Here is a 24,968-nt window from a genome sequence, read left to right as displayed (position 1 = left end):
AAAAGGTACTAGATGTTATGAAACAAAGTATCAACATAAATCCAGGATCAGTAGATAGCGGGGCTTCGTAATAATCAAATTATAGCGCCAGTAATATTTGAAGGAAATTGTAATAAAGAAATATTTACAACCTATGTAGAGACTATATTAACTAAAGAATTACATCCTGGACAAACAGTAATTATGGATAATATCAACTTCCATAAGAATAATATAATAAGAGAATTAATCGAGTCGGTTGGGTGCAGAATTTTATTCTTACCTACATATAGCCCAGACTTAAATCCTATAGAACATTATTGGTTTAAGATTAAGAACGAAATAAGAAAAGTTACGGGGCAATTCAAAGATATCAGTATGGCTGTAGAACACGTACTAAAGTTTATTTAACTGTACCTATTACTATGGTCTAGCTATACATAACCGGTAATTATTATTACGGCTCCTAAAAATTCTCCATCTCCGCTATCAGATGACTTTCCGTATTTTTTAGCTCTTTTTCTTGCCTCAAGGTCATCTGTTGCCTGTTTATTTGCAATTCTGCGTATGGTCTCCGGATCTTGCGTAAACATAATACCTCCTCCATGATTAAATAAGCCTTATTTAATCATATTGCAATTAGAAGTCAAATATTATTTTAGAAGTTCTATTTTTATTAACCGAATTCAGCTATCAAAGAAACTTTGTAATTACTTTTAAATATTCATCTAGGATTTTTTGGTTGTCCTCAACAAATTTTAAAGCATTTTCACGATAGGCTTTAAGTTCTAGAGAATTATTAGACCTAAGTAGATATGTTAGTTTGGTTAGTAAATCTTCACCGTTTTTGATTTGGATAGCTGCTTCATTTTGCAGTACGCCTTTAGCGATATCGGTGTTTTTACTCATATCGGGACCGAATATAATACAATTAGAGAAATATGCCGCTTCTAAAATATTATGCCCGCCTTGTTTAAAAGAACCGCCGATAAGAGAAATTGTAGCTACGGAAAAAAACAACCCCATTTCACCGAATCTATCAACTATATAAAGGTCATCGCTTAAAACAGGTAAATCATTTTGTGATTTAGTGGTAGCGGATAAATTATGTGACTTACAATTATCGATAATTGATTTAACTCGCTCAGGATGTCTTGGAATTAAGATAACATAGCAATCTAAAAACTGCTCTTTTAGGTTTTTGATTATAGGCAAAATCACTTCTTCATCTTCGGGGTGAGTGCTAGCAAATACCACGACTCGCCTATTTTCTAAATGTAAGCTTAATTTTGATAACTCTTCTTGATTGACCGGAAGTTTTTCATTAGCAAATTTAATATTGCCTAAATTAACTGCATTCGATACTCCAAGTTCATTGAATTTTTGTAAGTCACGCTCGCTTTGTGCGATAATTTTACTGAAATTTTTGAGAATAAGCTGAAAAAAGCTTTTTCTTTTTAGCCAAGCTTTAAACGATTTATCGGAAATACGAGCATTTACTAGCAGTAATTTACACTGCCTCGCTCCCTCATTAATAGTACACGGCCATAATTCCGATTCTATAAAAATACCTAAATTAGGTTGCCAATTTCTTAAAAATTTTCGAGTAAAAATAATATTATCTATCGGTAAAAATTGGTGAACTGCTATTTTAGGTAATTTGGCAGTTAATATTTTAGCGGAGCTGTTAGTCCAAGAAGTTACTAAAAAACGAACGTCAGGATAGCGTTTACTTATATTATATATTAATGTTAAAGCTGCCATAGATTCGCCGACGCTTGCTGCATGAATCCATATTAGACTTCTTGCATAACTTGCTTCTAAAGGTAATTTATACGTCGATCCGGTACTCGAATCCTCACGTACGCTTGTGTACGCTGCGGTTCTGCGTTCCGTGTCTCCTTTAAATTCCTCTTTATTAGCTTCGTTATGCAAGAAGTCTAATGAATAGTCTTGTCTGCTTTTCCCGATAGCAAAACGTTCTTGGATGCGTCTTATATCTTCTTTACCTATTAATAAGCGGATAAGAATTATAATGAAATAAATAGGTAATAATATAAAGCTTAAAGCATAATATAATAGCATCATTTCTTTAAGCTCTCTGGGTTAAGCTTGCTAATTGTTTTTCAAGGCTTATATGGTTTTGTATTTTATCATTTGTGAGTTCTAAAGGTGAGCCAACTATGATTTTAATAGTACCAAACGGTAGGGGTATTATTAATTTATCCCAACTTTTTAGTCTAAAACATTTAGAGGTACTACTTACTATCGGAATAAGTTTTTTGTTATATCTATAGGCAATTTCAGTAATGCCGCTATTTACTTTATATACCGGTCCTTTAGGACCATCCGGCGTGACTATTATATTTGCACCTTGAGATAGCTTACCTATAATATTACGTAAAGCTCCAATTGGATTTTTATTAGTAGAACCTACTATAACTCTGCAACCGAATTTTCCTACTAAATCGTTTAAAATTTTTCCGTCTAAATGCGGGGATATTAAAGCATAGATATTTCTATGTCCTATAAACATAGCCGGACTTAAGGCGAGCATATTATGCCAAAATGCAAAGATTACACCTTGTTCGTTTAGGAATTTTTCCTTATTGCCGTTATCGTAAAATATAAATTTCTGCCTTGAAGTAAAGTAAACAAAACGCAAATACCAATATAGTAAAATAGTAATTATACTAAGTACGTATTTATTATTTTTTAAAAATTTTTTAAAAACTTTCCGCATTGATTACCTTAATTTGTCATATCGTGGCTTGTCCACGGTTGACAATGGGAAAACTGAAGCCATACAACATAATCAACCTATAGAACTACAAGCCCTCTCAATTCTAATACAAGCCTCTTCTAGCTCTTTCATAGAAGTAGCATAAGAGATTCTAAAATATCCCTCTAAGCCGAAAGCAATACCGGGTACTACGGCAACTTTTGCTTCTTCAAGTAAATATTCGGCAAAATCATTACTATTTGCAATAATTTTTCCTGATTTAGTTTTATGCCCAAATATTTTATCGCATTTAACAAATAAGTAAAATGCCCCTTCCGGCTTATAGCACTCAAAATATTCTATTCTTTTCAAAATTGATAAAGCAAGATCACGCTTTTTTTGAAAATTTAAAGCATTAGGCTTTATATAATCTTGAGGACCGTTTAATGCTTCAATAGCAGCCATTTGACTTATTGAACAAGAGTTTGAAGTACTTTGCGACTGAATAATAGTCATTGCTTTAATCAAAGCTTTAGAGCCTGTACCGTAGCCTATACGCCAACCCGTCATAGAATAAGCTTTAGATACTCCGTTTACGGTAAATATTCTCTCTTTTAAATCAGGTGCTATTTGGGCTAATGTATAAAATTTAAAATCATCAAAAGTAATATGCTCGTAAATATCATCGGACATTACGTTTACATGGGGATATTTTCTTAAAACTTTAGCAATATTTTCTAGTTCTTCAAAATTATAGCTTGCACCTGTCGGGTTACTAGGAGAGTTAATAATAAGCCACTTAGTTTTATCTGTAATTGAACATTCTAAAGCTTCTGCACTTAATTTAAAGTTATTTTCAATTCCGCAATTTACAAAAACAGGTGTTCCTGTGCTAAGTGCAACCATATCAGGGTACGAAACCCAATAGGGTGCCGGAATAATTACCTCATCCCCTTTGTCTAAAGATGCCATAAACAAATTATATATAACTTGCTTACCGCCGGTGCTTACTATTATTTCATCAAGTTCGTAATCTATATTATTTTCACGTTTGAATTTGTCTTTTATTGCTTGCTTTAAAAGAGGCATACCCTCAACGTTAGTATATTTAGTAAAGCCATCTTTAATCGCTTTAATCGCCGCTTCCTTAATATTGTCAGGCGTATCAAAATCAGGCTCACCGGCACCGAGTGCGATAATATCAACTCCCGCTTTTTTAAGTTCAAGAGTTTTTTTTACGACTGCAAGGGTCGGCGATGGCTTTATAGAACTTAGCCTCGTAGAAATAATTGACATAATTTGAGTCCGTATTAATGCATTAGGTGTTGTTGCATAGATACTAGAGTCGTCATTGCGAGCAGCCGTAGGCTGCGTGGCAATCTCATCAAATATTCTGAGATTGCTTCGTCAATTGCTATGCAATTTCCTCGCAATGACGTTTACCCTTTTGATCCGCACAACAAGCTTTATTTATAAAAGCGATAATACAGCAATTTTAATCGCAATAAAATTATTTTATTTAAAAATTTATCAAGATATGCTTTATTATAGTTAAGTAATATTAATTTAGTAATTAAACTATGCTCGGTAAAATAAAAGACAAAATCAAACATTATTGCTTAACTATAATAAATATACCGAATTTTATTAAGAATAAAATTTTAGAATTTAAGAATTATATAAGTGATTGTAAATATAAATTCTCTCATTTAGCCGAAACTAATTATCAGCTTGGACTTGATCATTTATATAGAGGTAATTTAAATGATGCATTGCTTAGGTTTAAACTAGTCGATAAATTTTTTAATCCTAATGATTCTAAAGTATATTATCAACTCGGATGGGTTTATTTTTTAAAAAATAATTACAGACAAGCTATAGAATATTTAGAAAAATCTAATGAAAAATATAAAGCTATATTTATAAATTTTTTGAAAAATTATAAGGATATTACTGAAATACCTCAAGAAATTTGGGGAAAATATCGTGATTTAACAGCACAATATTATCCTACTATTTTTAATAACGATAAAAATATCCATCTTCCGTATAGGTTTGTTAATGAAGCACTTAAGCAGATATCTGATTTACCGGATAATTACTCTATTTTGGAACTTGGAAGTAATATAGGGCTTGTAGGTTATGAAATACAAAAACGTTTTCTGGAAAGTTTTACTTTAACCGGTGTAGAAATTTCTACTTTAATGAATGATTTACAAGAAACATATTATCCGAACACTAAAATTTACGATCAAATATATAATATTGCTATAGATGAATTTTTAAAACAAAACACTAATAAATCTGATATTATTTTTAGTTTTTGTGGATTATCGTTTACTAACAATTTAATAGAATATTTTAATTTAATATACTCATCTCTTAGTAAACAAGGGTATTTTGCCCTTTGTTTACCGAATGCGGCGAAGACACAATTTTCAGTAAAACGCAAAGAATTTATTTTTAACTTGAATGAAATAAATAATATTTTGCAAAAAAATAATTTTACTATATTAACTTCGGAAGAAATAATACTAGCGGAAAACAATAAATATAGTATTATTGTTTGTAAGAAAACAGCATAAATCAATGAGAATATTAATTATATTATCCATTATTTTATGTTCATTATTGATAAGAGCTGATCTTGAATATGTTGATAATGACATATATAACTATAATGGTGGAAGAAACGAAAGCGGTTGCTTGGAAGTTTATGATCCATACGAAAAATTTAACCGTAAAGTGTTTGCATTTAATTCTGTGTTAGATTATATAATATTGCGTCCTTTAGCGATAGGTTATAAGAACATCACGAATGATTACGTAAAAGCACGTGTTAATAGTTTCGTCAGTAATGTCGATACACCGCTTACGGTGGTAAATTATGGGCTTCAGTTAAATTACGATAAAACTATGAAAAGCGTTTGGCGGTTTCTCATTAACACGACCCTTGGCATAGGCGGTTTATTTGACGTAGCAGGTAAAGTAGGTTTGCCGTCTGATCGTCAAACTTTCGGTAGTACCCTCGCACATTATGGGGTTGCCCCAGGTCCTTATTTAGTATTGCCGATAATCGGTAGTACTAACGCAAGAGACATGACGGATTCGGTAATTACTAATTATGCTCTTAATCCATTAATGTACTACACTCATAATGATTTTAACTTAGGAGTACTAGCAGTTAGTAAAATAAACGATCGATATGTTGTGTTACCGTTTAGTGATTATGTGATGAAGAATTCTACCGATCCTTATGTGGCTATTAGATCAGCATTACATCGTGCTCGTGAAGCATCGGTTCAATATCCTGAAAATTTTAAATGTCCTAAACCCAAGAATTAATTAAATTAAAGAGGATTATATGCAAAAAATTATTACAGGTTTATTTCTATTAGTTATAACGTTTCCCGCTTATTCTAATGAAAAAGTGCCTGCCGGTTTGAACAGTTACGTTACTAATTTAGTAAATGAAGCTTCTAGTATATTAAACGATAGTAAGCTATCTGAGCGAGTAAAAATTGCTAAAGCACGTGAGTTAGTGTCTCAGAACCTAGATTTTGATTGGATGGCTAAATATACATTAGGCAGAAATGGGATAAAAACTTTATCAGGTGGGCAGGTTCAGGAATTCATCAAAGTTTACTCTAAATATGTTACTAAATCTTATACTGATTTAATAAAAGATTATAAAGGTGAACAGCCTAAAATAGTAGGAGTTCGTCCTTTAAGCTCGACCGATTTTATGGTTGCTATGAATATCATTAGTAATAAAGAGCAAGACCCTATTAAAGTAGAATATCTTGTACGTGAAATGAAAGGAAACGGAAAAGACGTTTTTAAAGTTTCTGATATAATTACGGAAGGTGTAAGTCTTATTGGAGCTCAACAAGACGAGTTTACTGATACTTTAAAAAATCAAGGTTTTGAGGCACTAATACAAAAATTAGAAAGTCGTTCTTAAGCTTATTTCACTGTCATCCTAAATCGTCATTGCGAGGAAATTTTGGCAGGCAGTAGTAATAAGTTACTCGCATCTCGTTTAGCTATAGCATTAAATGTTAAATATATTGAGCCGAGAATTACCTGTAGAAATTCAAGAATCGTTTCATAATGAAGATGTAATCATAGTACAATCCACATCAAAACCCGTTAATGATCGTTTAATTAAGCTGTTCTTGCTAGTAGATGCGGCAAAAAAAGCGGGAGCAAATCGAATAATTTTAGTAATGCCTTATTTCGGTTATGTAAGGCAAGATAATATAAATTCTCAAAATATAATTCCTGCTAAGTTAATAGCAGATTTTTTAGAGAAGCTCGGAGTAAACCATATAATTACTATTGATTTACATTCCGATAAAATAGAGAAATTTTTTAATATTCCTGTTTCTAATCTTGAACCTATAAATTTATATATCCCGTTTTTAAGAACTTATAGCAATTTCGTTATAGTTGCACCTGATAAAGGAAGTATCAATCGAGTTCAAAAAATTAGTAATTTACTAAATATAGATTCAGCTTATATAAACAAAGAAAGAGATATAAATATATAATTGCGAGATGATATCAATAACAGGATGATATTTATAGATAGCGGTGAAACAATAGTAAAAGCAGCGAGATTTTTAAAAGAACATTCGGCTTTATCGGTTAGTGCTTTTATAACTCATGCAGTGCCTTCTGCTGGTTCTAAAAATTCGATAATAGACCTCTTGCATAACGAAGCTAATAGAGAGGAATTTTGTACGTCAATCCGGTACTCGCATCCTCACACTAAAGTGTACGTGAGGATGCGAGTACCGGATTGACGTACAAAATTCCTCTCTATTAGCTTCGTTATGCAAGAGGTCTATGACAATATTTTTATCACGGATACTATAGAAACAAGTGACTTATCTACAAAATTTCATATAATACCTGTGTTGTCTATCATCGTAAAAGAGTTAAGAAATATATTATGAGTTTATGTACTCTAGAAATAAATCTATCTGCAATAAAAAATAATTACCTTTTATTACAAGATATTTGCAAAACCTCATTAGTCGGTGCTGCCGTTAAAGCTAACGGTTACGGTCTTGGAGCAGTACAAATTTCTAAAGTTTTAATAGAAGAAAATTGTAGGCATTTTTTTGTAGCCTCAAGTGAAGAGGGAGTGAATTTACGCAAAGCTTTAGGAGTAGATGTTAATATTTTAGTGCTTAACGGCGTTTTTGAACATGATGCTTTAGAGCTGATAGAATATAATTTAACACCTGTTCTAAATAACTTAAAACAAATAGAAATTTGGCAAAAATTTAGTAATTTGAAAAACCGATTATTGCCTTGTTATTTACATTTTAACACAGGGATTAATCGCCTTGGATTAACTCATGATGAAATAGAGCAGTTAATTAATAATCGTGATTTATTAAAAGGGCTAGATTTACAATATATTATAAGCCATCTAGCTATATCCGAGGAAATAGATAATTCTTATAATCTAGAACAATTAAACAGATTTAAAGCTTATTTACGATATTTTCCAAACGTCAAAGCAAGCCTTGCTAATTCCGGCGGCATATTTTTAGGACAGGATTACCATTTTGATTTAGCAAGACCGGGGGCAGCCTTATACGGTCTTAACCCTGTAATGAAAAATCCTATAAACTTAAAAGCTCCTATAATCCACTTACAGAATTTGACACTAGATAGCCATATCGGTTATAATATGACTTTTACAACTAAGCGTGATAGTGTCATTGCAACGTTACCGCTTGGTTATGCCGACGGATATAGCTGTAACTTTAGTAATCAAGGCGAGGTGTTTATTAACGGTTACAGCGTTCCTATAGTAGGGCGAATATCGATGGATTTGATAAATATCGATGTTACCGATCTACCACCGTCCGATATTTTTCTAGGGCAGGAAGCGGAAATTATCGGAAATCATTGCACGCCCGATAAAATAGCGAGTATTATAGGTACTATCGGGTATGAGGTATTAACTAGTCTTGGTAATAGATATAAGAGAATTTATAAGTAAGCATCATGAGCTACGGAAATTACGAAGTAATTGACGAAGCAATCTCAGGAATTTGTTATTATTTCATGAGATTGACACGCAGCCTACGGTTGCGGCTTTGTTGCATGGATCGTTTTATGTCATTCCCGCGTAGGCGGGAATCCAATAAAACATATAAAAAACTTGTTTTTATATGTTTATTTTATCAAATATGTAACTTCTATATCAATATTTGAAGTTATTTTTCTGGATCCCGCCTATGCGGGGATGACATCGAGTAGGTTTTTCGATCCATGCAACAACGCCTACGGCTGCTCGCAATGACGATTTAGATAATAATTATAAAACAAAAAAATATACACAAATGTTATTAAATATAGCTAATTCGGTCGGTAAACGTACTATAAAGTTTGCACAAAGTGTAGGCAGTTTTTCTCTATTTAGTTTTGCTACCGTTAGCAGTATCATAAGACCGCCTTTATATTTGAGTTTAATCATCAGACAATTATTATTTATCGGATTTTACTCGCTTTCGGTTGTTGCGATGACAACTTTCTTCTCAGGGGCGGTACTCGCATTACAGAGCTATACTGGTTTTTCCCGTTTCTCAGCTGAAAGTTCCATTGCAACGGTAGTAGTATTGTCGCTGACTAGAGAGCTTGGACCTGTCTTAGCCGGACTAATGGTAGCGGGAAGAGTCGGGGCATCAATCGCCGCCGAAATAGCAACAATGAGAGTAACAGAGCAGGTAGATGCTTTATATACTTTATCTACCGATCCTATTAAATATTTAGTTTTTCCAAGAGTAATAGCAGCTATTATTACAATGCCTTGTCTTGTTTTAATCGGGGATATAATTGGTGTTATGGGCGGTTATTTGGTAGGGGTATATAAACTTGATTTTAATAGTGCAGCTTATTTAACCAGTACTTTTCAGTATTTGGAGCCGATTGACGTAATTTCCGGTCTTGTTAAAACGGGAGTTTTTGGATTTATTATTTCTATAATAAGTTGCTATAGCGGCTATTATTCAGGTAAAGGGGCTAAGGGAGTTGGAAGAGCTACTACCTCGGCAGTAGTAAATTCTTCTATCGTTATCTTAATCAGTAATTATTTAATAACCGAATTATTTTTTAAAGTATAAATATGAGTGAAAAAGAAGAATTTAAAATTAAAATTCGGTCATTATATAAATCATTTGCTAATCATAAGGTGTTAGACGGAATAGATTTGGATGTAAAAAAGGGCAGTTCATTAGTTATTTTAGGTGGTTCCGGTAGCGGCAAATCCGTTCTAATTAAAAATATAGTAGGACTGATTAAACCTGATAAAGGTAAAATTTTTATTGATAATGTAGAAATCCAAGATATCTCAAGTAAACAAAAATTTGAGATTATGGACGGTATAGGTTTTTTATTCCAAGGTGGAGCATTATTTGACTCCTTAAATATACGTGATAATATTACTTTTGAGACTAAAAAATTATCTAAGAAAGAAAAAAACGACCTTGCCGGTGCAAAGCTTAATTCTGTCGGTTTGTCCCCTAGAATACTCGATCTTTACCCTTCCGAATTATCGGGAGGAATGCAAAAAAGAGTAGCCCTTGCTAGGGCTATTTGTAGTACACCGTCGATTTTATTCCTTGATGAACCGACCACAGGGCTTGATCCTATAATGGCAAATGTTATCAACGAATTAATTATAAAAATCCAAGAAGAGTTAGGGGCAACTACGATTACTATAACTCATGATATGATTAGTGCCGAAAAAATAGCTAAAGAAGTAGCTATGATTTATCAAGGAAAAATTAAATGGTACGGTAGTAAAGATGAAATGCGTAATAGTGATAATCCTTATTTAAAACAATTTATAAATGGATTAACTACCGGTCCTATAGAGGTATAAAATGTTTAAGAACTTATTATGTATAGTAATATTTCTAGGTATAAACCTAAATGTTTATGCTATAAATTCTAGCTCTTATACGATAGACGATATAATAAAAATAGTAATTATTCTTGGAATAGTTATTTTAATTTTTAGTCCTGCAAAATTCCGTATAATCGTTATCGGTACTATGTTAGGCTTGGCTTATGCCTATTTTACATATAAATTATCGTACCTATCTTTATTTCTTCACTAAATGGACCATAATTATCTCTTGACACTAGGGGAGTATTACTTTATATTTTTTATCTATTGTATATTTATAAGTTTTAAGGTATTTAGCTTATGTCTCGTAAGTGCGAACTCACAGGTGTGGGTGTTTTATACGGCAATAACGTATCACATTCTCAACGTAAAACTAGAAGACGTTTTGAGCCTAATTTAAGGTCAGTTAAGTTTACAAGTGATATAACAGCCGGGGAATATAGATTATCGGTTAATGCTAGATGTATTAGTTCAGTGGAAAAAGCTGGCGGTTTTGATGCATATATTCTAAAAGCCGATGATAATGTTTTATCAAGTAACGCTAGAGCTATTAAGAAAAAAATAATTCAGACTAAAACGGCAAAATCATTATGAAAAGCGGTATACATCCAGAATATAAAAAGTTTTTGATTAAAGTAGGAATCGATGTTTTTGAAACAATGTCTACTCATCCTACAGGTGAAATTTTAATGGATGTTGATTTTAGAAAGCATCCGGCATGGAATAAAGATTCCGGAAATGTAGTAAATCAATCGAACAAAAGTGTTAGTGATTTCAATAAAAGATTCTCAGGTCTTTCTTTCGGTAGTAAGAAAGAAGCTAGCTAGGCTTTGTTTGTGGATAACAAATCGTCATTGCGAGAAGAATTACGTAGTAATTCGACGAAGCAATCCAGTAAAAAATTCTGTAAATCAGAATTTTTTTATTATTTTTTTCTGGATTGCCGTGCAGTCTACGACTACTCGGTATCTACGCAAGAATGACACTAACAATATTCACATAGTATTGGACTAAGTCAAAATATAACACAGATAAATCGTCAATTCTCAATTATTGCGGGGTGGAGCAGCTCGGTAGCTCGTCAGGCTCATAATCTGAAGGTCGTTGGTTCAAATCCAGCCCCCGCTACCATATTTTTAATGTCATTCTAGCTCACTTATAGCGTTATTGAAGTCTGCTGATGCCATTCCTAACTCAGTGTTGTTGCATGGTTTGGTTTTCCTGTCATTGCGAGAAGAATTACGTAGTAATTCGACGAAGCAATTTAGTCAAAAATTCTGATTTACAGAATTTTTTTTATTATTTTGCTGGATTGCCACAATCCTTTTAGTCGCTCGCAAGGCATTGTTGCGTGGACCGGTAAAACCCACTGTGTCCACCCCCCATGGGATGACCAGAGGTGAAATTGAACCACGCAACAATGCCCGCTCGCAATGACGACTCGGTATTCACGCGGGCAATGCCTAATTACATCCAATACGAAAGCAAATTATGACTACTCAGAAAATAGTGCCTACAAAATCGACTGATGGCAGTAAGCTTTTTCGTCATCAAGCTAAATTTGTAGCCGGTGTTATGAATATAAATCAAATCCCCAATTTTTCATTGCCGGAAATTGCTTTTGTCGGTAAGTCAAATGTCGGCAAATCAAGCCTAATAAACACGATATGTAATAATAAAAATCTTGCTAAAGTTTCTAATACTCCGGGGCGTACTAGGCAAATCAATTTCTTTAACCTTGCAGATAAACTTATTATAGTTGATCTTCCCGGCTATGGTTTTGCTAATGTTCCTATATCAGTCAAAGAGCAGTGGGAAGTGTTAATTAGTTATTATTTACGAAATAGTCATAATTTAAGGTTAGTTAACTTATTGATTGATTCAAGAAGGGGTATAAAAGAAAACGATAAGAAAGTAGCTGAGCTATTACTTGCAAATAAAAGAGAATTTCAAATTATTTTCACAAAATCGGATAAAGTTACGGATCATAAAAACCTTAACGATGAAGCACAGAATTTTCTTGCAACTTTAAACTACTCATGTAATGTTATGTATGTAAGTAGTAGGAGTAAAGAAGGTGCAAGAGAACTTAAAGCTAGTTTGGCAAAATGCATCAAACCTCAAAAATAAAGAGGTAGATAGTATTTCTTCATTAAATAACATTGCTATAATTAAGAATATAATAAAGTGTAGTAGTGAGCTGAAGAGTCAAGCAATAGTTCTAAAATTACCTGCTACTATTATTATTGACGATAAATTATTTACGGCTTTTATTGAATCTGTTAGATTGCTTGAGATGTGCGGTGCTAAATATATATAGTACATGATCATATTGATTTACGAAGTTCGTCTTTAATATCACAAATAGATGAAAATTTTAGTCAAAAAATTAGTAAAATAAGCGACTATAGTTCTCTAAATGATCCTATTATTATGGAAATTCTATCCAGTTACGTTAACAAGCTTATAGTAACAAAGTTAAGTAGTATAGGTTGTTATGCAGTTGGTATTTCAGGTAAGGATGCTAATTTACTGCAAGCAAAAAAATCAAAATTATCTCACCGAAAAATTGTAAATCATGATGTTATAAATATTGGTTTTTTGAGTGAGCCTATTATTTGAAGATAATAATATTATACCCGTGATAGCACCGTTTGCGAGCGACGATCAGGAGAAAACACATTTATTAAATGTTAACTTAACGGTAGCAACAATTGCTTCTGCATTAAGTGCGGAACATTTAATATTGCCATATGAGATATTGCAGGTATCCGAGACGTTACCGTATAATAAAAATACGAGATATTAACTTGTTGAAATCAATGTTAGATGATAGTAATAATTTCATCGAAGAAGAATTAATTAAGATAGCAGTTAATGCACTTGAAAATAATAACGGTTACGTACATTTTGTGAATAGTGAAGCACCGAATTCAATATTGTCAACTATGTTTGATATTAATATAAATTAATAGAGGTTTTTTATGGCAGGAGCATTAGCATCCGATCTTTTATTTGTAGGGTTAACTAGACCGCCGATGATATTTGGAGTAAGTATTAAGTTTGCTGCATTAAATATGATAATGACGATGATAGTATTTATTTGGAATAATGGTATTATGATTTTGTTCGTTGCAGCTGCTTTGCATTTGGTAGCTTATATTATATGTTTTAAAGAACCGAGATTCATAGAGCTATATTTAAATAAAATGTCAAGAACTAGCCAATGTCCTAATAAATTTTACTACGGAGCAAATTCGTATAATATTTGAGTTTTATGTCATTCCCGCGTGGATACCAAGTCGTCATTGCGAGGAAAAACTGCAAGTTTTGACGAAGCAATCCAGTTAAAATTCTGATTTACAGAATTTTTTTATTATTTTTTCTGGATTGCCACGCAGCCTACGGCTGCTCGCAATGACGACTTGGTATCTATGCGGGCAATACTATGCGGGAATGACATAAAAAGAGGTATAACTGACAAAATAAATCAAAATAGTTAAATCAGGTGAGGTAATGAAGTTATTTAGAACTAGAGTAGCTAAAGAATTAAGGTCTAAACAAGAAAGACCCACTTCGCATTTTATTCCTTATAAATGTCATTGGGATAGTAATACTATTTTAACGAAAGATAATTCTTTATTACAAGTTATTAAAATAAACGGATTTTCTTTTGAAACTGCTGATGATGAAGATCTAGACATTAAAAAGAATATCAGAAATGCCTTACTTAAAAATATAGCTTCGGGAAATATCGTTATGTATTTCCATACTATTAGAAGACGTAAAGCAGTAATATTTGACGATACGGAATTTACTTATGATCCTACCGTAAAAGTCCCTAATGATTTTATTACTTATTTAGGTGCAGAATGGCGTAAGAAACATGCGGGTGCTAGGTCGTTTTTTAATGAATTATATGTTAGTATTTTATATAAGCCTGATACCGGCGGTGCTGCTATAGTTGAGTATTTTCTAAAGAAGCTTAGACAAAAATCTAATAAAACCGCTTGGGAAAATGACATGAAAGAGATGAAAGAAAATCTTCAAGAAATGTCAACTAGAGTGGTTAATACATTCAGAAGTTATGGAGCAAGATTACTTGGAATTCGTCAAACGCAGTCAGGTAGTTATTGTGAAATTTTAGAATTCCTTTCATCTTTAATCAATTGCGGCGATTCACCAGGTCCTATAGCATTACCGCGTGGTACTATTGACGAATATTTACCGACTCATCGCTTATTTTTTGATTCTCGTACTATTGAAGCAAGAAGTCCGCTTGGCAAGAAATATGCCGGAATGATCAGTATACTTGAATACGGTCCTAATACTTCGGCAGGAATTTTTGACGGATTCCTGCAAATGCCTTTTGAATTTGTCATGACTCAAAGCTTTATCTTTGCTAATAGAACAATAGCGATCGGTAAAATGCAATTACAGCAAAATAGAATGATACAATCTGGTGATAAGGCTACTTCACAAATTGCTGAAATTAATACGGCCCTTGATATGGCCACTAGCGGTGATATCGGTTTCGGTGAGCATCATTTATCGCTTTTATGTTCCGCAAATAATATTAAAGCTTTGGAAGATATATTGTCAATGGCAGCAGTTGAGCTTTCTAATTCAGGAATTCAGCCGGTTAGAGAAAAAGTTAACATGGAACCTAGCTATTGGGGACAGTTGCCGGGAAATATGGATTATATAGTGCGTAAATCCACTATAAATACTCTTAATATGGCTAGCTTTGCCTCACAACATAATTATCCGCTCGGTAAAATTAGAGATAACCATTGGGGAGAATATGTCACAGTACTTGATACTACTTCAGGTACGCCGTTTTATTTTAATTTCCATGTAAGGGATGTTGGACATACTCTAATTATCGGTCCAACCGGTGCCGGTAAAACAGTTCTTATGAATTTCTTATGTGCGGAAGCACAAAAATTCAAACCTCGTATGTTCTTTTTTGATAAAGATCGAGGAGCAGAAATATTTATACGTGCTTTAAACGGAGTTTATACAGTAATTGATCCGGGTTTAAAATGCAACTTTAACCCTTTACAGCTTGAAGATACTAGTGAGAATAGAACGTTTATTTTAGAGTGGCTTCGCGTGCTTGTAACTTCTAACGGTGAAAGTTTAACTGCACAAGATAATAAAATCTTATCTCAAGCGGTAAGCGGTAATTTTAGATTAGAAAAAAAAGACAGAAAGCTTAGTAATGTTATAGCATTTCTTGGTATTGATACACCAAATAGTTTGGCAAGTAGGATTGCAATGTGGGTCGGTAAAGGTTCACACGCTAAGATATTTGACAATGAAATAGATGATATTGATTTACAAAAAGCAAGGGTATTCGGTTTTGATATGACTGAATTACTTAAAGATCCTATAAGCCTTGCACCGGTATTGTTATATATTTTCCATCGTATTAATATCTCTTTAGATGGGCAGAAAACTATGATAGTGCTTGATGAAGCATGGGCTTTAATCGATAATCCGGTATTTGCACCTAAGATCAAAGATTGGTTAAAAGTGTTGAGAAAATTAAATACTTTTGTTATATTTGCTACGCAGAGTGTTGAAGATGCCGCAAAAAGTAGAATTAGTGATACGTTGATTCAACAAACAGCTACGCAGATTTTTTTACCTAATTTGAAAGCTACGGATATTTATCGTAGTGCATTTATGTTAAGTCAGCGAGAATATATTTTAATTAAAACTACCGACCCTACTACACGTTATTTTTTAATAAAACAAGGAATAGATGCCGTAGTTGCAAAGGTTAGCTTAGATGGCATGGATAACATAATCAGTGTTTTATCTGGTAGAGTTGAGACTGTAATATTGCTCGATCAAATTAGAGAGAAACACGGCAATGATCCGGATAAATGGTTACCTATATTTTATGAAGCAGTTAAAACATTATAGATTCCTGTCTGTCATACCGTGGCTTGACCGCGGGATCTTGTCTCACAGACTGTATCCTGAGATCACGTGGTCAAGCCACGAGATGACATTGTTACAATACGACGCAAGTAACTAGTTATGAAATTATTTCCTCGTAGTATACTTATAACATTAGTACTAAGCTTTATCCTAAATTTAGGGCTAGTTACTAAAACTCATGCTAAAGATACTCTTGATAGCATTATAGATGTTTTAAGCGGTTTAACTTGCGAAACTCAAGGCGTAGGTGATTTATTACGTAGTGAATTCTCTCATACATGTATTGTTGCTCCGTTCTTTACTTTTGCGGTAATGAATCTTGTTTCTCCCGTTTTATACATGAATACGTTTTTAAAGCTTAAAATAAATGATAAAGATTTGTTTAACGATAGTAAGTTTGGAAATTTTCCAGGAGGTCAATGTACTCGTGAAAATAGAATTGATCCTAAAAATCCGGAATTACGTTTTGCTTTATGTAGTAATGCTAAACTAATTGTAGCCAGGGCAACTGCCGTAGCAAAATCGGCACTTGCGATCGCTAAAGCCGTATTAACAGGGAGTGATCCTTGGGATGATATAAAAGAAGCGTGGAAAAATAATAAGAAAGATTATTATGTTCCATATAGCGGTAAGCCTGGTGATGACGGTTTTGCATTTGATGTAGGCTTCCCTGTAATATATTGGAAAGTTATTCAAGATAAAGATAGAATATGTGTTTCAACAAAGGGGTTTACAGGAGACGTTCCCGTCGGCTGTAAATATATGAAAGAGCCGTTTCCGAAATCCATGTATAATAGCTTTATGGATGTAGCAGATAAGGATTTTATTGAAGATACGCCTACCGATCCTTTAGCCTTAGTTTCCTGTAGTGCGGCAGGCGACGGGTGTTATCAAAAAGCTTATAATGCTTCAAAAACTGCAGTAGTCATGACTTCTCCTCTTATAGAATGTATGAGGCAAATGATTGCTAGATTACTAATTAGTAAAGATGTTTGTAGTTTTGATAATGTAAGCCAAGTGGTTAATTTGGCTTCAAGGCAAGATAGTGCATTATTTCAGTTCCAAGTAGGAATGTATAAAATAGTTACGGCTTTTCTAACTTTATATGTTATGTTTTTTGGCTTTAAACTATTACTTGCAGGTGAAGTACCGCCAAAAAGTGAGTATATAAATTTTATATTGAAAATGATATTCGTAACTTATTTTTCAATAGGAATTAATATAACCCCTGGTAATGGCTCTCCGTATGACCGGTTAGACGGTATGATTCAGTGGGCGTTTCCTTTCTTACTTGACGGTATAAACGGTTTAGCAAGTTGGGTTATGAATGCTGCTCCGTCCGGTTTATGTAAATTTAATAATCTTTCTTATGACGGTACCGTTTCTTATATTGCATTATGGGATGCATTAGATTGTAGAGTAGCTCATTATTTAGGACTTGATATATTATCTACGTTACTTGTCGAAAATGCTTATCGAAGCCATGATTTTTTAAATTTTGATTTCTTTAGTTATAGTGCTCCACCATATATTTATTTGCTAATTCCGGCGATAATCTCCGGTAATATGATGTTGGTGTCACTCGCTCTTTCTTATCCGTTACTTGTGATTTCGGTTGCTGCCTTTATGGTTAATGCAACGATTATGTGTATGATATCTATAGTAATACTCGGTATTTTAGCTCCTCTTTTTGTACCTATGTTTTTATTCACATATACAAGAAATTATTTTGATAGCTGGGTTAAACTAATGATCTCGTTCTTGCTACAGCCTATGGTGGTAGTTACTTTTATGATCACGATGTTTTCGGTATATGATTATGGTTTCTACGGTAAATGTCAATATAAGAGCAAGTTAATTCACAATAGTATAGAAGACAAAATTCAAGGTGGTATTACCTCTAAGAGGGATGTTTTAATATTTTACATTAATAATGATTGGGATGATACGTTACAATATCCTGATAAAGATGCCGTAGAAAGTTGTAAAAATAGTTTAGGTTATATGTTAAATAACCCTATTACCACGGCATTTAACTTTGCAAAAGATAGTGTAAGTGAAATTGTCGATAGTAAACCGGGTGATACCCCTACCGATAAATTTCTTGCTAAATTCCAGTTTTTATCGGGAGTAGTTTTGGGTCCCGGAATGTTTTTCATGTCTCCAAAAGTGCTTTTTGAGAAAATTAAAAATATTTTGCTTGCGTTAGTTACGGCATGTTTTACATTGTATTTGATGTATAATTTTAGTAGTCAGCTAGCTGAATTTGCTGCAGATATGACGGAAGGAGTAGCTCTTAATAATGTTGCTATAAAACCGCAAGCAATATTTAAGGCAGCTATGGCAGTACTTGCTACTGCGGGTGCTGCAACTAAGGGGGGCGATCAGATAGCAAGTAGAGGAGGAGTTGGTGATTTAAAAGCTGGTCAAGGTGGAGGAGCAAGTGATTTAGAGGTAGGTAAAGGCGGACTATCAAATGATAATATTGCTGCAAGCGAAGGTACGTCGGCACCTGCGGTAACAACGCCGACAGCTTCATCTTCTGTAGCAACTTCTAGCTCAAAAACTGTAAGTAGTGAAGCAAGATCAGATGTTGTTACTCCTCCTCCTACAGAAGCTGTTTCACCACCGCCTGCTAGTATTAGAACTTCTATTTATACACCTGCACCGCAAAGTAATATTGAAGCTGAAAGTGTTGGAAAAATCATAAGAGATAATAATCAAGAAAGTAAAAAAGAGATTGATAATACTCCGCCTTTACAGGAAAAAGTTGACAATACAAGTAAAGGTACGGGAGTAATTGATTATAGTTTTAACTTAAAGGAACATGAAAATCCGACAGGAGTAAAGCAAATACGGGAAAATGTAGAGATTCGGGATAAACGTGCAGAAGTAGAGAAAGTATGGAACGAATTAGTAGTAAGCGGGGGAGGAAGAATAAGAGATCAGCAAGGTGAAGAAACATCGGAACGACGTGCGAATGCAGAAAAGAAATGGAATGAATTAGTCGATAGCGGTGTAGTAACTGAGATAAGAGAAAGGGATAATAGTGTAACTAATAAATTTGATAAATTAGCTGATGAACTTAATAAGTCAGAAAAAGCAAAGGTAGAAGAAAATAAAAATATAGAAAACGACAGAAAAGAAGATAATACTACTACGTCACCGCAAGAAAAAGTTGACAGTACAAGTAGGGGTTCAGGAGTAATTGATTATAGTTTTAACTTAAAGGAACATGAAAATCCGACAGGAGTAAAGCAGATACGGGAAAATGCAGAGATTCGAGATAAACGTGTGAAAGTAGAAAAAGCATGGAATGAACTAGTAGCAAGCGGAGGAGGAAGAGTAAGGGAACAAGAAGGAGGAGAAGTATCAGAACGACGTGCAAATGCTGAAAAGGCATGGGATGAGTTAGTAAAAAGCGGCGTAGTAACAGAAAAAAAAGATAATAGTTCTAATGAAAACTCTTAAAACCTTAAAGATATTTATTATAGTTTATATAGCATCTGTAAGCTTAGCTAGCTTTGCCGGCTTTGGAGAATCATGTTCTAGTTTACCGACTACTTCAGATGGGTATTTAGAAACGGACACGGCATATGGCTATATAATTCGTAATATTGATATGAAAGATCCGAGAGGTAATTGTAACTCAGTTGCGTCTAGTATAACGTTTTGTTTTAAAAATGTAGAAGGTAGTAGTAGCCCTTGTACCATGTATACTTTAAATGAAGGTGACTCTAAGAAGATTAGTGATTTAAGTACTGATAATAATCTTGATCTTGGAGCAAATCCTGTATTAAAGAATATCGTTTTAACGGTTAAAAAATGGGATAATGATCTATGTTTAGTTATGCCTACGTCAAGGGGACCGATGCCGGTAGCATGTAAATCTTTAAGTGCTACTTCACCGCCTACTCCGCCTGATGAAAATTGTAATATAGGAAAAAGTTGCTATACGGGAGCAAATTATAGTCAATCGTTAATTAATTTTTCCGGTCTTGCAGTTCAGTGTTTGAGCGAAACGCTTAATAAAATATTTTTTGCCGGAAATGGTTGTAGTTCTCAAGATCAAAATTCTAGAATAACTAATCTTGCTGCTTTTTCTACGTTTCAAGATTATTTAAAGAGAATTATAGGTGCGGCACTAATTCTTTATACTATGTTTTTTGCCTTTAATATGGCTCTAAATAAAGAATATGCAAGTACTGAAAAAATAGCTCTTTTTGTAATAAAATTCTTATTCGTTGCTTATTTTTCTATCGGTCTTGGACCTTTAGATTTTAGTGGTGGTCAGCCGACAAAAGAAAACGGTATGTTAAAATATGGATTACCTCTTTTGACGGGAGCGGCACCGGACTTTGCACAGATGATCTTTAATGCAGCAGGTTCTATAGGATTATGTCAATTTGATAATTCAAAGTATAAAGACGGTTATAAATTTTATGGTTTATGGGATGCTATTGATTGCCGTATAGGTTATTATCTTGGCTTGGATTTACTTTATAATATAGATAAGAATGGAGTTTTAGGGAATTCGATCGGCAATGGTCCCGGTGGTAATAATACACCTATACCTAATTTTGATCCTGATGGCAAAAATGATAGACCAAAAGATTTAAGTAAAGCAGGAGCACTGAGATTTTTTGCCGTTATGTTTGGATTCTTTATGGCCGGAAATGTTATTATACTTGCAGCAGGTTTAGTATTTTCTGTAATATTTTTATCTATACTTTTATATTTTATTACGCATTATTTAGTTTGCATGATTACTATTTACGTTATGACATATATTTCTCCTATATTCATTCCTATGGCTCTATTTACTCGTACAAAAGCTTATTTTGACGGGTGGTTAAAAGTATGTATCTCATGTGCATTGCAGCCGGCAGTAATAGCAGGTTTTATAGCTTTATTAATAACTATGTATGATTCTGCAATATTTAAAAATTGTGAATTCCTTAGATATGATTATGAAAAAGGGGATATTAGATTTAGTACTTTTGAGTTAAGGCTTCCTGTCGGTGGGGCAGATAAATGTCAGGAAAGTTTTGGATATAAAATGTTACAATATTATGCGGGTGAAGGTTGGGAAGAGCATTTATTAATACTTTTCCCAATAAAATCAATTGTTAGAGATGTTGTATCTATTTTAGCGGAACTTTTGTGCGTATTAGTATTCTCGGTTATTTTTTATTATTTTTCTAAATCTATAGGGCGTTTTGCCGCTGATTTAACTAACGGTCCTAATATGGATGCAGTAACGGCAAGTCCAACTAAAATCGTTGATTTAGTAAAGAAAGGAGCAGCTTTCCTTAAGGATGCTGCTATGGCTTCGCAAGGTAAGCCGCCGGTAGGAGATAAGCCGGATGTTGGAGGTAAGCGTAAAGAGGGAGAGCAGCAAGGCGGGGATTCAGAAAGCGGTGCGGGTGGAGGTAAATGATAGAATATGCAGGGTAACTTATTAAAAGTTTTAGGAGTACTTGCTATAGTAGCAACGTTAGTTTGCTTTATTTTTGCAGCACTTGGTATGATAGGAGCAGTAAAAGTCGGTGACGGCTGTTACATGAGATATGCTCCGGACGGTAAAGGAGGTTCGGATTCAATAACCGGTACTATAACCCTTAATGCTAATGCTAATTATGTAAACACTTCTAAGATGTTGCCCGACGGCACAACTCAGCTTATTCCTGATCCTAATCGTTACGGTGAATGGTTAAATACTCAGGTACTAGTAGAAAACAGTCAACCGGTGAATTTACAAGTGGTCGGTCAGGTTAGTTTGTGTTTAGCTTATGTACCAAAAGACAATTTACAACGTACAGGGGCTGGATCTAATTTAGATGATAGTGGTAAAATGATTCCGATCCCTCGTATTACCGATGCAAATAATAAGCCTGTCTCTCTAATAATAGATGCAAGAAATAATGAATGGCGTAATATTGCCGAATTATACGCCAATGATAGAGTTTTAGTTTCCGTATCTCCTAATTTTGCCAATACGGATGCGACAGTTGAGGATGCTTTTAAAGGTGCTAAGGTTACGAAAGATTGTTCACAAGGCAAAACTTCTTATGAGCCGATTTGTGGAAAATATTCTATTTATTCCGGTAAATATGTTAATGCTTGCGAACTGAAGCAAAATTATTGGCAACATAATAAGCATCGGGAAAAATGTTATTGTTTTTTTAGATGTATTCATCAAGAAGATGTTGTTCAGTGGGTATGTGATGCTGCTAATGCCGTTTCTCATTGTTGCCTTGGTTTTATATGTGACTCCTTACCTGCTTGGATAAATCACGAGGGCGACATGCCGGAAGCTTATAAAGATGACGGTAGTTTTACCTTTAGTTGGTCAGATAATTCAGGTAATTTATTGATTGATTATGCGGGACTTCAATGTTCTAATAATGCTAATATTCCTTCAAACGGTAAATGTCCTGATAGTGTCGAGAATCGTAGTCCTAAGGATAAAGATTATATTGGAGGTGTAGATTGTACTTCGGGAATATGTAACGATGGAGATTTTCAAAAGAATCGGAGATTTTGGTATACGGCGGACGGTAAAGGAGGCAAAGGACCAACCGGATTAATATATCAAATGAATGATGCAGGCTCTGTAAGTCAAGCTCTGCCTTCTAAGCTAGAATTTGCTAAATTTGTTGCAGATACAGATCAACCGTCTGACTATAAAGATAAAGACGGTAAATATTTATATAAAGTTATATATAATATACCTTTTAACAGCAATATTGAAAAAAGTTATTTACAATATAGGCTTTGGTCTCCTACCTCACAAGATGCTAGTAAGAATACGGGAGGATACGTTTTAAATATTAAACAGACTAAATGTTATAGAGAGAACGGTAATAGTTTTAACGATACTTTTGATGATCGGGGACGAGTGCAATACATAATAGTAAAGCCTTCGGAAAACCCGAATACTAGCGGTAAAACCTATTCACCTCAAGGAATTAACGTTGATAGTGAAGGTAAATATAACTTTAACGCAAATGAGGCGGGTTATATATGGATGAAAATTCTAAATGATCCTGGTAATAATTTAAGGGACTATAAAGATAGTGAAGGTAGCTATAAAGTACATTTCTCAACATCCTTAAAAGTAGGAAGTTTTACTATTAAAGTAATGAATCCGTTACTTCAGTTATTTAAAACTAAAGTGCAAGGGGCTGCTACTTCTATTTTTAAAAATATGGTATGTTATAAAGCTAATGATAGTTCGTCCTGTACTAACTTTTTTACCTATATTAAAGCAATTTTAATTCTGTATGTGATGACTTACGGAGCAATGTTCTTGCTTGGTTTTGCTAAGATAAACCAAAAAGAGCTAGTAATTAGAATAGCAAAAATCGGGGTAGTTAGCGGACTTATGAACGGTAATACCTTTGAATTTTTCAATAACTATCTTTTTGATGCAATTACCAATTTTTCAGACGCAATTATTGCTAATATGAGTGGATATAGTTTATTTACTTCTACTAATGCTATTTCTAATCCTTTCATGTTTTTAGATGCAGTAATGAGTAAAATATTTTTTAGTCAAACCTTTATCGCTCAATTACTTTCACTTCTTTCTCTTGGGCTTAGCGGTATTATATATTTTATAATTACTTTTATTGCGGTTGGTATAGTAATTATTACGGCACTTAGAGCTGTTGCCGTTTATATTATGGCATTTATGGCAACTTGTATATTAATCGGTATAGCCCCTTTATTTATTAGTTTCTTATTATTTGATTTTACTAGGTATTTATTTGATAATTGGGTGAGGTTTACGATCCGCTATATGATAGAACCGGTAGTTATGATGGCAGGTATTATAGTGCTAACACAGCTATTTACCATTTATCTAGATTTTGTTTTAGGTTATAGCGTTTGTTGGAAATGTGCTTTACCGATAAAAATTCCGTTTATCGGTACTATTTTACCTATTGCATTGCTGAATGTACCTATCTTCTGTATTAATTGGTTTGCCCCTTGGGGAATGGATTATATGTCAGGTATGATGGGAGTAAATATGCAAAATATCGTAGCTCTAGTTATTATTGCTTACGGTATGTATGGTTATGTCGAATTTTCAGGACGTATGGTAGCAAAATTAACTAGTGCTGCTGGACCTTCGGCTACTGAAATTGGTGGTAAAATGTCTCATGATGCAGGACAAAAAGCATTAAGTCAAATAGGAATGGATTATAAAACAAGAAAAGGTATTACCGGCAGAGCGGAAGCACGATTAAAACAACGCAATAAGACATTAGATCAGGCTGAGAAAAATAGGAAAAATACGCCAAAAGAAGGGGGTGAGAAGACAAATGAAGAACCGCCTAAACCTGAAACACCGAAATAGAGGGCCGGAAAAGTGTC

Annotated in this window: 21 protein-coding genes, 1 tRNA gene and 3 pseudogenes; 21 read left to right on the top strand and 4 right to left on the bottom strand. The window is 33.8% G+C overall.

Going from position 1 to position 24,968, the window contains the following annotated elements; translation table 11 throughout:
• Positions 1 to 390: pseudogene (locus REIP_RS10210) on the top strand (IS630 family transposase); the annotation flags it as partial.
• Positions 391 to 413: 23 nt separating this feature from the next.
• Here REIP_RS10210 and REIP_RS11325 read toward each other — a convergent pair.
• The 4 genes from REIP_RS11325 to REIP_RS07805 form a co-directional block, all read right to left on the bottom strand.
• Entirely contained in the window at positions 414 to 572 is a 159-nt protein-coding gene (locus REIP_RS11325) for a hypothetical protein (protein ID WP_156147373.1), read from the bottom strand.
• A gap of 100 nt (positions 573 to 672) precedes the next feature.
• Positions 673 to 2,067 carry a lipid IV(A) 3-deoxy-D-manno-octulosonic acid transferase gene (gene waaA / locus REIP_RS07815; protein WP_045803512.1) on the bottom strand — a complete coding sequence of 465 codons (1,395 nt, stop codon included), beginning with the start codon at positions 2,065 to 2,067 and terminating at the stop codon, positions 673 to 675.
• Positions 2,068 to 2,071: 4 nt separating this feature from the next.
• A complete protein-coding gene (locus REIP_RS07810; protein ID WP_045803511.1) occupies positions 2,072 to 2,722 on the bottom strand; it encodes a lysophospholipid acyltransferase family protein in 651 nt (216 codons plus the stop codon).
• A gap of 72 nt (positions 2,723 to 2,794) precedes the next feature.
• The gene (locus tag REIP_RS07805; RefSeq protein WP_045803510.1) at positions 2,795 to 3,997 is read right to left on the bottom strand and encodes a pyridoxal phosphate-dependent aminotransferase; all 1,203 of its coding nucleotides are present in this window, start codon (positions 3,995 to 3,997) and stop codon (positions 2,795 to 2,797) included.
• A gap of 284 nt (positions 3,998 to 4,281) precedes the next feature.
• On the opposite strand from REIP_RS07805, the gene REIP_RS07800 reads away from it, so the two are divergent.
• From REIP_RS07800 to REIP_RS07715, 20 genes and pseudogenes are all read left to right on the top strand, one after another.
• Positions 4,282 to 5,286, top strand: a complete 1,005-nt coding sequence (locus tag REIP_RS07800; RefSeq protein ID WP_045803509.1) for a methyltransferase domain-containing protein — start codon at positions 4,282 to 4,284, stop codon at positions 5,284 to 5,286.
• 4 nt (positions 5,287 to 5,290) lie between these two features.
• Positions 5,291 to 6,046, top strand: a complete 756-nt coding sequence (locus REIP_RS07795) for a VacJ family lipoprotein (protein WP_045803508.1) — start codon at positions 5,291 to 5,293, stop codon at positions 6,044 to 6,046.
• A 19-nt stretch (positions 6,047 to 6,065) separates the two neighbouring features.
• On the top strand, positions 6,066 to 6,665 hold the full coding sequence (locus tag REIP_RS07790; protein ID WP_045803507.1) for an ABC transporter substrate-binding protein: 600 nt from the start codon (positions 6,066 to 6,068) through the stop codon (positions 6,663 to 6,665).
• 94 nt (positions 6,666 to 6,759) lie between these two features.
• Positions 6,760 to 7,254 carry a ribose-phosphate diphosphokinase gene (gene prs, locus REIP_RS12925; protein WP_231569310.1) on the top strand — a complete coding sequence of 165 codons (495 nt, stop codon included), beginning with the start codon at positions 6,760 to 6,762 and terminating at the stop codon, positions 7,252 to 7,254.
• 24 nt (positions 7,255 to 7,278) lie between these two features.
• Positions 7,279 to 7,509: a hypothetical protein gene (locus tag REIP_RS12920; RefSeq protein ID WP_231569129.1), complete on the top strand. Its 231-nt coding sequence runs from the start codon at positions 7,279 to 7,281 to the stop codon at positions 7,507 to 7,509.
• Positions 7,510 to 7,658: 149 nt separating this feature from the next.
• The gene (locus REIP_RS07775) at positions 7,659 to 8,723 is read left to right on the top strand and encodes an alanine racemase (protein WP_045804227.1); all 1,065 of its coding nucleotides are present in this window, start codon (positions 7,659 to 7,661) and stop codon (positions 8,721 to 8,723) included.
• 343 nt (positions 8,724 to 9,066) lie between these two features.
• Positions 9,067 to 9,846, top strand: a complete 780-nt coding sequence (locus REIP_RS07770) for an MlaE family ABC transporter permease (protein ID WP_045804226.1) — start codon at positions 9,067 to 9,069, stop codon at positions 9,844 to 9,846.
• A 2-nt stretch (positions 9,847 to 9,848) separates the two neighbouring features.
• Positions 9,849 to 10,607, top strand: coding sequence for an ABC transporter ATP-binding protein (locus tag REIP_RS07765; RefSeq protein WP_045804225.1), 759 nt, complete (start codon positions 9,849 to 9,851; stop codon positions 10,605 to 10,607).
• Position 10,608: 1 nt separating this feature from the next.
• Positions 10,609 to 10,856: pseudogene (locus REIP_RS10205) on the top strand (DUF5510 family protein).
• 78 nt (positions 10,857 to 10,934) lie between these two features.
• Entirely contained in the window at positions 10,935 to 11,228 is a 294-nt protein-coding gene (gene rpmB / locus REIP_RS07760) for a 50S ribosomal protein L28 (RefSeq protein WP_004996729.1), read from the top strand.
• Entirely contained in the window at positions 11,225 to 11,461 is a 237-nt protein-coding gene (gene rpmE, locus REIP_RS07755; protein ID WP_023507278.1) for a 50S ribosomal protein L31, read from the top strand. The genes rpmB and rpmE overlap by 4 nt, the downstream gene beginning before the upstream one ends.
• A gap of 227 nt (positions 11,462 to 11,688) precedes the next feature.
• Positions 11,689 to 11,765 (top strand) — tRNA-Met (locus REIP_RS07750).
• A 360-nt stretch (positions 11,766 to 12,125) separates the two neighbouring features.
• On the top strand, positions 12,126 to 12,764 hold the full coding sequence (gene yihA, locus REIP_RS07745; RefSeq protein ID WP_045804224.1) for a ribosome biogenesis GTP-binding protein YihA/YsxC: 639 nt from the start codon (positions 12,126 to 12,128) through the stop codon (positions 12,762 to 12,764).
• Positions 12,712 to 13,606 (top strand): annotated as a pseudogene (locus tag REIP_RS07740) (acetylglutamate kinase). Before yihA ends, REIP_RS07740 begins: the two are co-directional and overlap by 53 nt.
• Before the next feature lie 12 nt (positions 13,607 to 13,618).
• Positions 13,619 to 13,906, top strand: coding sequence for a type IV secretion system protein VirB3 (locus REIP_RS07735; protein ID WP_032139311.1), 288 nt, complete (start codon positions 13,619 to 13,621; stop codon positions 13,904 to 13,906).
• 244 nt (positions 13,907 to 14,150) lie between these two features.
• The gene (locus REIP_RS07730; RefSeq protein WP_045804223.1) at positions 14,151 to 16,568 is read left to right on the top strand and encodes a VirB4 family type IV secretion/conjugal transfer ATPase; all 2,418 of its coding nucleotides are present in this window, start codon (positions 14,151 to 14,153) and stop codon (positions 16,566 to 16,568) included.
• Positions 16,546 to 16,683: a hypothetical protein gene (locus REIP_RS11315; RefSeq protein ID WP_156147468.1), complete on the top strand. Its 138-nt coding sequence runs from the start codon at positions 16,546 to 16,548 to the stop codon at positions 16,681 to 16,683. Before REIP_RS07730 ends, REIP_RS11315 begins: the two co-directional genes overlap by 23 nt.
• Positions 16,684 to 16,685: 2 nt before the next feature.
• The gene (locus tag REIP_RS07725) at positions 16,686 to 20,057 is read left to right on the top strand and encodes a type IV secretion system protein (protein WP_045804222.1); all 3,372 of its coding nucleotides are present in this window, start codon (positions 16,686 to 16,688) and stop codon (positions 20,055 to 20,057) included.
• Positions 20,044 to 22,026, top strand: a complete 1,983-nt coding sequence (locus REIP_RS07720) for a type IV secretion system protein (protein ID WP_045804221.1) — start codon at positions 20,044 to 20,046, stop codon at positions 22,024 to 22,026. Before REIP_RS07725 ends, REIP_RS07720 begins: the two co-directional genes overlap by 14 nt.
• A 6-nt stretch (positions 22,027 to 22,032) precedes the next feature.
• A complete protein-coding gene (locus REIP_RS07715) occupies positions 22,033 to 24,951 on the top strand; it encodes a type IV secretion system protein (RefSeq protein WP_045804220.1) in 2,919 nt (972 codons plus the stop codon).
• Positions 24,952 to 24,968: the final 17 nt, after the last annotated feature.

The sequence above is a fragment of the Rickettsia endosymbiont of Ixodes pacificus genome, from assembly GCF_000965155.1.
In the GTDB taxonomy this organism is placed as follows: domain Bacteria; phylum Pseudomonadota; class Alphaproteobacteria; order Rickettsiales; family Rickettsiaceae; genus Rickettsia; species Rickettsia tamurae.
This window is presented reverse-complemented; position numbering and strand designations above follow the sequence as displayed.